General features: G+C 52.1%; 11 protein-coding genes. 10 read left to right on the top strand and 1 reads right to left on the bottom strand.

The genetic code is table 11. The annotated features are described in order from the left end of the window. Window position 1: 1 nt before the first annotated feature. A complete protein-coding gene (locus tag ACO0LD_RS25145; protein WP_423011065.1) occupies window positions 2–922 on the bottom strand; it encodes a branched-chain amino acid ABC transporter permease in 921 nt (306 codons plus the stop codon). A 231-nt stretch (window positions 923–1,153) separates the two neighbouring features. Between ACO0LD_RS25145 and ACO0LD_RS25140 the strand changes: the two genes are divergently transcribed. The 10 genes from ACO0LD_RS25140 to ACO0LD_RS25095 all read left to right on the top strand — a co-directional run bounded on the left by ACO0LD_RS25140 (window position 1,154) and on the right by ACO0LD_RS25095 (window position 12,249). Then, window positions 1,154–2,788: an AMP-binding protein gene (locus ACO0LD_RS25140; protein WP_423011063.1), complete on the top strand. Its 1,635-nt coding sequence runs from the start codon at window positions 1,154–1,156 to the stop codon at window positions 2,786–2,788. Between the two features lie 24 nt (window positions 2,789–2,812). Then, entirely contained in the window at window positions 2,813–4,015 is a 1,203-nt protein-coding gene (locus tag ACO0LD_RS25135) for an ABC transporter substrate-binding protein (RefSeq protein ID WP_423011061.1), read from the top strand. Between the two features lie 45 nt (window positions 4,016–4,060). Further along, window positions 4,061–6,463 (top strand): bifunctional salicylyl-CoA 5-hydroxylase/oxidoreductase, encoded by a 2,403-nt coding sequence (locus tag ACO0LD_RS25130; RefSeq protein ID WP_423011059.1) that lies wholly within the window; start codon window positions 4,061–4,063, stop codon window positions 6,461–6,463. 2 nt (window positions 6,464–6,465) lie between these two features. Next, entirely contained in the window at window positions 6,466–7,248 is a 783-nt protein-coding gene (locus ACO0LD_RS25125) for an SDR family NAD(P)-dependent oxidoreductase (RefSeq protein WP_423011057.1), read from the top strand. Continuing rightward, window positions 7,248–7,811, top strand: a complete 564-nt coding sequence (locus ACO0LD_RS25120) for a MarR family winged helix-turn-helix transcriptional regulator (protein ID WP_423011105.1) — start codon at window positions 7,248–7,250, stop codon at window positions 7,809–7,811. The genes ACO0LD_RS25125 and ACO0LD_RS25120 overlap by 1 nt, the downstream gene beginning before the upstream one ends. Further along, complete coding sequence (locus ACO0LD_RS25115; protein ID WP_423011055.1) at window positions 7,808–8,662, top strand: enoyl-CoA hydratase family protein; 855 nt, start codon at window positions 7,808–7,810, stop codon at window positions 8,660–8,662. Before ACO0LD_RS25120 ends, ACO0LD_RS25115 begins: the two co-directional genes overlap by 4 nt. Before the next feature lie 14 nt (window positions 8,663–8,676). After that, window positions 8,677–9,858: an acyl-CoA dehydrogenase family protein gene (locus tag ACO0LD_RS25110; protein WP_423011103.1), complete on the top strand. Its 1,182-nt coding sequence runs from the start codon at window positions 8,677–8,679 to the stop codon at window positions 9,856–9,858. Beyond that, window positions 9,855–10,268: an acyl-CoA thioesterase gene (locus ACO0LD_RS25105; protein ID WP_423011053.1), complete on the top strand. Its 414-nt coding sequence runs from the start codon at window positions 9,855–9,857 to the stop codon at window positions 10,266–10,268. Before ACO0LD_RS25110 ends, ACO0LD_RS25105 begins: the two co-directional genes overlap by 4 nt. A 62-nt stretch (window positions 10,269–10,330) precedes the next feature. Further along, complete coding sequence (locus ACO0LD_RS25100) at window positions 10,331–10,723, top strand: RidA family protein (RefSeq protein WP_422951291.1); 393 nt, start codon at window positions 10,331–10,333, stop codon at window positions 10,721–10,723. Window positions 10,724–10,725: 2 nt separating this feature from the next. Further along, the gene (locus tag ACO0LD_RS25095) at window positions 10,726–12,249 is read left to right on the top strand and encodes a 3-hydroxyacyl-CoA dehydrogenase (protein ID WP_423011051.1); all 1,524 of its coding nucleotides are present in this window, start codon (window positions 10,726–10,728) and stop codon (window positions 12,247–12,249) included. Window positions 12,250–12,343: the final 94 nt, after the last annotated feature.

The following is a 12,343-nucleotide window of genomic DNA, read 5'->3' as shown; positions in this document are numbered from 1 at the left end:
CTTAGCCTCGCGCAGGGAACAGGCCCTGGGGTTTGTAAAACAGCACGGCTGCCATCAATACATAAATCAGTATCGATGCCAGGGCAGGGCCAAGATTGGCTGCCATCTCCAGTGGCATCAATAGTTTCAGTGCGCCAGGCAGCAAGGTTTTACTCAGAGTATCAACCAGTCCCACCAGCAATGCACCTACCAGTGCACCGCGTATCGAGCCTATGCCGCCAATGACGATGACCACAAATGCCAGTATCAAGATGCTTTCACCCATGCCCACCTGTACTGCGAGTATCGAGCCCAACAGCGCACCGGCGATGGCGCACAGGGCTGCACCAAAGGCAAACAGCAGCGTGAACACCAGCTTGATATTAATGCCCATGGTGACTGCCATTTCACGGTTCGATGCTCCGGCCCGCACCAGCATGCCTATGCGGGTTTTAGTGACGACAAAATACAGCAGGCCAGCCACTGCCAAACCGGTGGCAATGATGAACAGACGGAAGGAGGAGTAAAAGAAGTCAGGCAATAATTCTACCGGCTGTGCCAACTGTGGCGGAATATTCAGCATCAGCGGCTGCGCACCCCAGATCATGCGCGCACCTTCATTGAAGATCAGTATCAATGCAAAAGTCGCCAGCACATGCGACAAATGATCGCGCTGGTATAAATGCCGGAAGACCACTACTTCCAGTATCACGCCCAGCAGTGCAGTCGCTATCACCGCTGCCAGCAGGCCCAGCCAGAAAGAACCTGTCATACCGGTAAAGCTGGCCGCGAAATAAGCACCTGCCATGTAGAGGGAGCCGTGGGCCAGGTTGATGAAATCCATGATGCCAAAGATCAGTGTCAGCCCTGCTGCCAGCAGGAAAAGCATAAGGCCAAATTGCAAGCCGTTTAAACCGTGCTCCAGTAGTAACGTGATATTCATCCCCTGATCCCTAAAAGCTGATGGTGGTGCAGATGTGAAATTACTTTAGGCCTAAAATATACTATAAGCGACGCAGTTGGACATATTTTCTTTGTGAAAAACTGAAATTTGATGTGAAAAAACACTTTACCAAAAAATAGTTTAGGTTTAAAGTAGTTTGGTGTTTTCAGGGTTTGCCGTATCAAGCTATATCAAGCTGAGTCTATATTGAGTACCAAAGCCGGAGAAGAAATGAATTCAACTGTGCTACCAGGGTCTGCCCATCTGGATACCTTTGCTTTTGATCACTTGCCGCCACGCGAGCAATGGCCGGAACTGATTTTTTCTTTGCCTGAGTTGCAATACCCTGAACGCCTGAATTGTGTCGCCGACTTGCTCGACAAGATGTGTGCAACTGGTCATGCAGACAGTATCGCCATCCGTAGCCAGACGGAAAGCTGGACTTATTCCCATCTGCTGGCAACCGTCAATCGTATTGCCCATGTCTTGCTGGAAGATATGCATTTGCAGCCTGGTAACAGGGTGCTGTTGCGCGGTGCCAATAACCCGATGATGGCTGCCAGTGTGCTGGCCGTGATCAAGGCAGGTTGCATAGCCGTGCCCACCATGCCATTGTTGCGCGCCAAGGAATTGGGCGTGATCGCCAATAAAGCTGAAATTGCCGCTGCACTCTGTTCGGAAAATTTGCGTGAAGAGATGGAGTTGGCCGTGCAAGCCAATCCCATATTGACGCAGCTTATCTATTTCAATCATCAGGGCGATGATGGTCTGGAAGCCCTGATGGCTGGCAAGTCGCCTGAATTTGCTGCTGTTGATACTTTGGCCGAAGATGTCTGCCTCATCAGTTTTACATCCGGTACGACCGGCATGCCCAAGGGCACCATGCATTTCCACAGGGATGTATTGGCGATCTGCGATTGTTTCCCACGTTCCATCTTGCAGTCTGCACAAAGCGATATTTTCATAGGTACGCCACCACTGGCATTTACTTTTGGCCTTGGCGGTTTGCTGCTATTCCCTTTGCGCGTGGGGGCAACGGCTGTCTTGCTGGAAAAACTGACGCCAGAATCCCTGCTGAAAGCCATAGACGAATTCAAGGCTACCGTGTGTTTTACTGCGCCCACCTTTTATCGTCAGATGGCCACGCTGGCAAAGAATTTTGATTTGTCCAGCCTCAAGAAGACCGTTTCTGCCGGAGAAGCTCTGCCTGCCGCAACCCGTGAAGCCTGGCGTCAGGCGACGGACCTGGTCATGATAGATGGCATAGGAGCGACCGAGATGCTGCATATCTTTATTTCTGCAGCAGGAGATGAGGCACGGGCAGGGGCAACCGGCAAGCCTATTGCTGGCTACCAGGCATGCATCTTTGATGAGCATGGCAACATGGCTGGCCCCGGCGTAGTTGGTCGTCTGGCAGTCAAGGGGCCGACAGGTTGTCGTTATCTTGCAGATGACAGGCAAAAAAATTATGTCCATCAAGGCTGGAACTTGACTGGCGATGCTTATGAGATGGATGCCGACGGTTATTTTTGGTACCGCGCCCGCACTGATGACATGATTATTTCTGCAGGCTATAACATCGCAGGGCCTGAGGTGGAAGAAGCCTTGCTAAAGCACCCCGCAGTGTCTGAATGCGCAGTCATAGGTCTGGCTGATGAAGAACGCGGCCAGATCGTCAAAGCCTTTGTGGTCTTGAAAGCCGGTGCGCAGGCATCAGCAGAACTGAGCAAGGAAATCCAGGATTTCGTCAAGAATAGCATCGCCCCTTACAAGTACCCGCGTGCCATAGAATTCATGACGAGTTTGCCGAGAACTGAGACTGGCAAACTGCAGCGCTATAAATTGCGTACGCCTGTTGCCAGCTAAAATAACGTTTGAAAATATTCGCCCATGCCCATTAACCCGAAGGAGACGTTCGTGAAAAAGACCTTGCTGTGTTTATTGTTGTCCAGTATTGCCGCGACCAATGCGAACTGTGCTTTTGCTGCGGACAAAGTCAAAGTAGGCATGGTCACCACCTTGTCTGGTGCGGGTGCTGGCCTGGGTGTTGATATACGCGATGGCTTTTCCCTGGCGATGAAGCATCTGGATAATAAATTTGGTAATTTACCAGTCGAAGTCATCACGGGTGATGACCAGCAAAACCCTGACGCGACCAAGCAACTGGTGGACAAGCTCATCAAAAAAGACAAGGTTGATTTAATGACCGGCATCGTGTTTTCCAATCTGATGCTGGCAGTGGGGCCAACAATTTTCGGTGCCAAGGTGCATTACATCAGTGCCAATGCGGGCCCTTCGCAATATGCGGGTGAACAATGTAATCCTTACTTTTTTAATGTGGCCTGGCAGAACGACAGCCTGCATGAAGCTGTTGGCAAACAGGTCAATGACAAGGGCTTTAAGAATGTCGCGCTGGTGGCGCCCAATTATCCGGCAGGCAAAGACGCACTGACTGGCTTCAAGCGCTACTACAAGGGCAAGGTTGCCGAAGAAATCTACACCAAACTGGGGCAGCTTGATTATGCGACTGAACTGGCACAGATACGTGGCCTGAAGCCTGATGCGGTCTATATCTTCCTGCCAGGCGGTATGGGCATCAATTTCATCAAGCAGTTTGTGGATGCCGGTTTATCCAAGAATGCCCAACTCTTCGGACCAGGCTTTTCTGCTGATGAAGACATTATCAAGGCAGTAGGTGCACCCATGCTGGGCATGTTCAATGCATCGCAGTGGGGGCATGATATGGATAACCCTCAAAACAAACGTTTCGTTGGCGACTTCCAGAAAGAATATGGCCGCTTGCCATCGCTGTACGCATCGCAAGGTTATGACGCTGCCATGCTGATGGATAGCGCCGTGCGTGGTGTCAAGGGCAAAATAGAAGACAAGGATGCTTTGGGCAAGGCCATCAAGGCAGCCAACTTCAAATCCGTGCGCGGTGACTTCAAGTTCAACAGCAATCACTATCCTGTACAAAATTATTATGCACGCATTATCAGCAAGGATGCACAGGGCAGGGTGACCAATAAAATTTTGAGCCCCGTATTTACCAATCATCCCGATGCCTATGTGGCTTCCTGCAAAATGCAGTAATGCACAAATTGGCTAAGCAAAGAAATTAATCTTCAAGGTAATTTAATGAACATCCTATGCATAGGCGGTGGTCCGGCTGGCCTGTACTTCAGCCTGCTGATGAAAAAGCAAAACCCGGCACACCAGATCACCATTGTCGAACGCAATCGTGCTTACGATACCTTTGGCTGGGGCGTGGTGTTTTCTGACCAGACCCTGGGTAACCTGGTGAATGCAGACGAACAGACTGCCCGTTCCATCTTGCAATCTTTTAATCACTGGGATGATATTGACACCCATTTCAAGGGGCAGGTTGTTACCTCCGGTGGTCACGGTTTTTGCGGCATAGGCCGAAAACGTTTGCTGAATATTTTGCAAGAACGTTGCGAAGAGCTGGATGTCAGGCTGGTCTTTGAAACCGATGTGACAGACGACCAGGCACTGGCGCTGGAATATGATGCCGATCTTGTTATCGCCTGCGATGGCTTGAACAGCCGTGTGCGCACCCGTTACGAACAAAGCTATCAGCCCGATATCGACACGCGTAAATGCCGCTTTGTCTGGCTCGGTACCAAAAAGCTGTTCTCGGCTTTTACCTTTGCCTTTGAAGAAACCGAGCATGGCTGGTTCCAGGCGCATGCCTATCAGTACGATGGCGATACGGCGACCTTTATTGTCGAGACTCCGGAAGAAACCTGGCTCAAGGCTGGCATAGATAAAATGAGCCAGGAGGAAGCCGTCGCTTTTTGTGAAAACCTGTTTGCCAAATATCTGGATGGCAATGCCCTGATGTCAAACGCCACGCATTTGCGTGGCTCTGCCAACTGGATCAAGTTCCCGCGCATTATCTGCAAGAACTGGGTGCACTGGAACCAGTTGCCTAAGTTGAATAATAAACGCGTGCCTGTGGTTTTGATGGGCGACGCTGCCCACACTGCACATTTCTCCATAGGCTCAGGCACCAAGCTGGCATTGGAAGATGCCATAGAACTGGCACGCAGTTTCGAGAAACATGGCGAGCAAGGCATGGATGCCGTGCTGGAAGCCTATCAGGATTTGCGTTCCATAGAAGTCTTGAAGATACAAAGTGCTGCCCGCAATTCCATGGAATGGTTTGAAAACGTCCAGCGCTATACCGCCATGGAAGCGCCTCAGTTTGCCTATTCCATGCTGACGCGCAGCCAGCGTCTTTCGCATGAAAACCTGCGCGTAAGGGATACGGCTTATGTACGCAGTTTTGAGCACTGGATAGCTGAGCAGGCTTATGCCAAAGTTGGCTTGCCTGTGCCCAAAACAAAAACAGCGATCCCACCCATGCTGACACCCTACAAGCTGCGCGATGTGGTGTTGAAAAATCGCATAGTCGTCTCACCCATGGCGCAATACTCTGCGGTAGATGGCGTAGCCGGAGACTATCATCTCGTGCATCTGGGTAGCCGTGCCATGGGCGGTGCCGGCCTGGTGTTTGCCGAGATGACCTGTGTCTCTGCCGATGCACGTATCACGCCAGCTTGCCCCGGCCTGTATGCACCTGAGCATACGCAAGCCTGGAAGCGCGTCGTCGATTTCGTTCATGCCAATACTGATGCAAAGATTGCCGTGCAGCTCGGCCATGCCGGAGCCAAAGGTTCCACCTGCGTGGCCTGGGAAGGGACAGATCAGCCATTGAAAGAAAGCAACTGGCCGCTGGTGTCAGCTTCTGAGCAACAATACCTGCCCGGCATTTCGCAAGTTGCGCGTGCTGCCACTGCGGCAGACATGCAGCGCATACAGGAAGACTTTGTGCAGGCGACCAGGGCAGCGGCAGAAGCAGGCTTTGACTGGCTGGAACTGCATTGCGCCCATGGTTACTTGCTATCAAGTTTCATTTCGCCACTGACCAATCAGCGTGAAGATGAATACGGTGGTTCGCTGGAAAACCGCTGTCGTTATCCGCTGGAAGTGTTTGCTGCCATACGTGCTGTCTGGCCTGCGGATAAACCCATTTCCGTGCGTATCTCTGCGCATGACTGGGTAGAGGGCGGTATTACGCCAGACGATGCAGTCGCCATTGCTCGCCTGTTCAAGGCAGCGGGTGCAGACATGATAGATTGCTCGTCCGGTCAGGTCAGCAAACAGGAGAAACCTGTCTATGGCCGCATGTTCCAGACGCCGTTTGCTGACCGCATACGCAACGAAGCGCAAATACCCACCATCGCTGTTGGTGCGATTTTTGAAGCGGATCATGCAAACAGCATTATTGCCGCTGGCCGTGCTGATTTGTGCGCCATCGCCAGACCGCACCTGGCTGACCCTGCCTGGACTTTGCATGAAGCAGCCAAACTGGGCTTCAATGATATGCCATGGCCCAGGCAATATGTCGCTGGGAAAATGCAGCTGGAACGCAATCTCGAACGTGATCGACAAGTTGCCGCAGCCAGCGCTGGCCTGACGCCGCAGCAAGTTGCCGCCAAGTTGTTGGAAGGATGAACATGGCAGCCTATCAGGGAAAATTACAAGGCAGGCATGCATTGGTTACCGGTGGTGGCAAAGGTATCGGCCTGGCGATAGCGCAAGCCTTGCTCAGCGAAGGTGCGACAGTGACACTGGCAGGTCGTAGTGAGGCGACTTTGCAGGAGGCTGTGGCCTCCTTGGAATATGCCAAAGTGCAGTACGTCGTCATGGATGTCAGCGATGTGGAGTCTGTGCAGGCAGCTTTTGAATTATCGCACGGCAGGGATGGTCGCATCGACATCCTCATCAATAATGCCGGGCAAGCCAGTTCAGCTTCTTTTCTGAAAACCGATGCCAAACTGTGGCAAAACATGCTGGATGTGAACCTGAACGGCAGCTTCATTTGCATGCAACAGGCTTTGCCTGCGATGCTGGAAGCGGGCTGGGGACGTATCGTCAATGTGGTCAGTACCGCAGGGCTGAAGGGCTATGCCTACGTCTCTGCCTATTGTGCTGCCAAGCATGGCGTGATAGGTCTGACGCGCGCAGTGGCGCTGGAAGTTGCAGCCAAAGGCGTGACTGTGAATGCGGTTTGCCCTGGCTATACCGAAACCGATATCGTCAAGGATGCAATTGCCAATATCGTTGCCAAAACCGGTCGTACTGAAGAACAGGCGAAAGTTGAACTGGCGGCTGGCAATCCGCAAAAACGCCTGGTACAACCTCAAGAAGTCGCAGATGCCGTCCTGTGGTTGTGCATGGATGGTGCATCGGCAATGAATGGGCAATCCATTGCGGTGGCTGGTGGCGAAGTGATGTGATGAAATCTGAAGAGCAGACAAAATCAGGTATGAAAGAAGACAGTAACCCCGTGTTCGATATGGAAACCCGCCTGACGCAAGATGACCATCAGTCCTTGCGTCTGTGGTTGCGCATGCTGTCTTGCACCGTGATGATAGAAGGTGAAATCCGCAGCCGCCTGCGCAGCGAATTTGGTATCACCTTGCCGCGCTTTGATCTCATGGCGCAACTGGAACGACATCCAGAAGGCTTGCGTATGGGTGAACTATCCAAGCGCATGATGGTCACTGGTGGCAACATCACCGGCATTACCGATCAACTGGAGCAGGAAAAACTGGTGACCCGCGTCGCTGATCTCAAAGACAGACGTGCTTACAGCGTCAAGCTGACACCCGCTGGCCGCCGTGCCTTCAAACGCATGGCTGCGGTGCATGAAGCATGGATAGCCGATATGTTTTCCGGTTTGCAGACTGAGCAGAAAAGTAAATTATTTGAATTATTGTCGCAAGTGAAAACGCATTTGCATGAGCCGGGCGCTGATAGCGACTTGGACAACAAACCTTCGCAGGAACAATCTATATGAAATATCTACCCGGACAAGCCCAGGATTTGCCTGGCAATCGCCAGCAACTGGCAAACTATGCAGCTCAGCATTTTACCTATGCCGTCGATGCTGGCGTTGCCACCATCACACTGAACCGGCCAGAGCGTAAAAACCCGCTGACCTTTGATTCTTATGCAGAGTTGCGCGACTTGTTCCGCACTTTATCGTATGGTGATGATGTCAAGGCCATCGTCATTACTGGCGCGGGCGAGAATTTTTGTTCTGGTGGTGATGTGCATGAAATCATCGGCCCGTTGACCAAACTCGACATGCCGGGCTTGTTAAGCTTTACCCGCATGACGGGTGATCTCGTCAAAGCCATGCGCGCTTGTCCACAACCGATTATTGCGGCGATTGATGGCGTCTGCGCTGGCGCAGGTGCGATTCTGGCGCTGGCCTCTGATATTCGCATAGGCACAGCACGTAGCAAGACTGCCTTCCTGTTCACCCGCGTTGGTCTGGCAGGTTGCGACATGGGTGCCTGCTCCATTTTGCCGCGCATCATAGGGCAGGGGCGTGCTTCGGATTTGTTGTATACCGGACGCTCCATGTCAGGTGAAGAGGCAGAACGCTGGGGGTTTTTCAATCGCCTGGCGGCACCTGAAGATGTTTTGGCAGAAGCGCAGGCCTATGCAAAAAATCTGGCCGAAGGCCCCAATTTTGCGCATGGCATGACCAAGAAAATGCTGCAACAGGAATGGAATATGGGTGTCGATGAAGCCATAGAAGCAGAAGCACAGGCCCAAGCCATTTGCATGATGACTAACGATTTTCATCGTGCCTACCATGCTTTTGTTGCCAAGCAAAAACCTGTCTTTGAAGGGGATTGAGCATGACGCATATGATGCATGACACCAGCTACCTGGACTGGCCCTTCTTTGATAATAAACACCGTGAATTGCAACGCGCGCTGGATGCCTGGTCTGCGGAGAATTTGCCTGATCATCATGCAGCAGATGTCGATCAGGCTTGCCGCGATCTTGTCAAGCAACTCGGTGCGGCGGGCTGGCTCAAGAATGCCATAGGCGGTAGTGCCTATGGCGGCAATGCTGACGTCATCGACACCCGTGCCATTTGCCTGATACGCGAAACCCTGGCCCGTCATTCTGGTCTGGCAGATTTTGCCTTCGCCATGCAAGGGCTAGGTTCTGGCGCGATCAGCCTGCATGGTACAGAAGCGCAAAAGCAAAACTATTTGACCAAGGTAGCCCAAGGTGAGGCGATTGCCGCTTTTGCATTGTCCGAACCTGAAGCTGGTTCGGATGTAGCCGCCATGCAATGCGCGGCAGAATTTGTCGCTGATGCAGATGGCGGTCACTATGTATTGAATGGTGAGAAAACCTGGATTTCCAATGGCGGCATTGCTGACTTCTATGTATTGTTTGCCCGCACTGGCGAAGCACCTGGTGCGCGTGGCATCACGGCATTTATCGTCGATGCTGGTCTGCCTGGCTTTGAAATTGCCGAACGCATCGATGTGATAGCCCCGCATCCGCTGGCACGCCTGAAGTTCAGCAATTGCCGCATCCCGGCCACGCAGCGTCTGGGTGAGGCTGGGCAGGGCTTCAAGGTGGCTATGGCAACGCTGGATATCTTCCGCACGTCCGTCGCTGGTGCTGCCCTTGGCTTTGCCCGTCGCGCCATGGATGAAGCCATGCACAGAGTGACGACACGCAAAATGTTTGGCCAGACTCTGGCTGATTTTCAATTGACGCAGGCCAAGCTGGCTCAGATGGCTACTACGATAGATAGCTCAGCACTGCTGATTTACCGCGCAGCCTGGCAAAAAGACCAGGGTAGGAAAGTCACCAAAGAAGCTGCCATGGCCAAACTGACTGCGACTGAGGGCGCGCAGCAAGTGATAGATGCAGCGGTACAGATGTTTGGTGGTCTGGGTGTCGTCAGTGAAGTGCCGGTAGAGCGTCTGTACCGTGAAATCCGTTCCCTGCGTATTTATGAAGGGGCGACGGAAGTGCAGCAACTGATCATAGGCCGTGAATTGCTGAAAGAGTTTTCTGCGGCATGATCTTTACGGCTGAATTACCGATACGATTTGCCCATTGCGACCCGGCTGGTATCGTGTTTTATCCGCGCTATTTCGAAATGATGAATAGCGTTGTGGAAGACTGGTGTTCACAAGGTTTGGAATGCAGTTTCCATGAAATGCATATTAAGTGCGGCATAGGTTTGCCCACCGTGCATCTGGAAACGGATTTCATCAAGCCCGCTGAACTGGGTGAAAGCTTGCTGGCAGAATTGGTCGTGACGAAACTCGGCAAGACTTCCGTGGAACTGCAAATTTACTTTAACGGCCCGCAACAGGATATGCGTCTGAAAGCGAAGTTGGTGTTGGTCATGATGGATTTGAAAACACGCAAGGCGATAGCCATATCAGATGAACTGCGCACTGCCATGCTGAAGTACTGCAATATATAAGATAGATATAATGGACTTTTCAGGCTCAAGGCTGTGAAAAGTCATCAATGAAAGGATAGATGATGGACATTTTGCAACCTCCTGGCTGGGCCAGACCACGTGGCTATTCAAATGGCATTTCTGCCAGTGGTCGCACTGTGTGCGTCAGCGGCATGGTGGGCTGGGATGCGCAATGCAGCTTTCAGACCGACGATTTTGCAGGCCAGGTAAGGCAAGCCTTGCAGAATATCGTTGAAGTATTGACAGAGGCAAATGCTAAACCTGAGCATATCGTGCGCATGACCTGGTATGTCATCGATAAAAAAGAATATGTAGGGGCCTATAAAGAAGTGGGCGAAGCTTACCGCGATATCATAGGCCGCCATTACCCAACCATGACTGCCGTGCAGGTGGCAGGTTTGATAGAAGACAGAGCCAGGGTGGAGATAGAAGTCACCGCCATCGTACCGGAGTAAATATGAAGACCAGTATTGCTGTTGTTGGCATTGTCGGTGCGGGTGCCATGGGGCGCGGCATTGCCCAGATTGCTGCACAGGCAGGTTTTACTGTGCTCTTGTTTGATGTACAGGCAGATGCCGCCAGCAAAGCCAGTCAGCTCATTGCCGAACAATGGCAAAAAATGCTGAGCAAGGAAAAACTCAGCGCAGAACAATATCAGCGTGCTGTAGAAAACCTGCGAGTCGTCAATAGCATGCAGGAGCTGGCTAAATGCGATCTGGTAGTAGAGGCAATTGTTGAAAAGCTGGACGTCAAACGTGCTTTGTTTCAGCAGCTTGATGGTATTGTCAGCGACACTTGCATACTGGCGACCAATACTTCGTCACTGTCAGTCACCGCCATTGCGGCGGGCACAAAAATACCTGAGCGTGTCGCAGGTCTGCATTTCTTTAACCCTGTCCCCTTGATGAAGGTGGTTGAGGTCATCGATGGTTTGCTGACCGATACTGCGGTCGCAGAGCAGCTCATGGCATTTTCCACGCAAACGGGGCATTTGCCGGTGCGTGCCAAGGATACGCCGGGCTTTATCGTCAACCATGCAGGTCGCGGTTATGGCACGGAAGCCCTGCGGATATTGCAAGAGAATGTCGCCAGCTTCCGCCAGATAGACCAGATCATGCGCGAAGCGGCGGGCTTCAAGCTGGGGCCATTTGAATTGCTGGACCTGACCGGGCTGGATGTATCTCATCCAGTCATGGAAGCGATTTATCATCAGTATTATGAAGAGCCACGCTATCGCCCCAGTGTTATCACTGCGCAGCGGGTACATGCGGGTGTGCTGGGTCGCAAGACCGGGCGCGGTTTTTATTCTTATAGTGGCAACCAGGATGTACCGGCGCTTCCTGAGCAGCAGCCTGCCTGGGCAGGGCCAGTATGGATCAGTCAGGAAAATCCAGACGCAGTTCCGGCATTGCTTGCGCTGTTTGAGCGTTGCGGCCTGACCGTCGAAAGTGGCGGGCTGCCATCTGCAGATGCAATATGCATAGTCAGCCCTTATGGCGAAGATGTCAGCACCTGTGTGGCGAGAACAGGCCTGGATGCCAGTTGCACCCTTGGCATAGATGCACTGAATGCTTGCCAGGGGCAACTGAGCCTGATGATGAATCCCGCTACAGATGCAAACCTGGCAGCACAATGCCAGTCTCTGCTGCAAAAAAGTGGGCAGGGTGTCAGTTTGATACAGGACAGTGTCGGTTTTGTGGTTCAGCGCATACTGGCGACCATCATCAATATCGCTAGCGACATAGCCCAACAAGGTATTTGCAGCCCGCAAGACCTTGATAAGGCAGTGGTATTAGGCCTTGCTTATCCAGCAGGCCCCTTGGCTTGGGGCGACAAACTCGGCACTTCGCGTATACTATTGGTTTTGCGGAACTTGTATGTCAGCACTGGCGACCCGCGCTATCGCCCCAGCCCCTGGCTGGTACGCAGGGCGCAACTGGGTTTGTCCTTGTTGCATTTGCCAAATCAGGCTGGTAGTTAAGGCTGCATAAAAATACATGCCACTTCTTGTGTTTTGGGAACTGGCATTTAAATAAATATATAACGGTACATAATTCAAATCAGGAGAAACAAAA

This window comes from Undibacterium sp. Ji83W (assembly GCF_049340385.1).
Lineage (GTDB): Bacteria > Pseudomonadota > Gammaproteobacteria > Burkholderiales > Burkholderiaceae_D > Undibacterium.
This window is presented reverse-complemented; position numbering and strand designations above follow the sequence as displayed.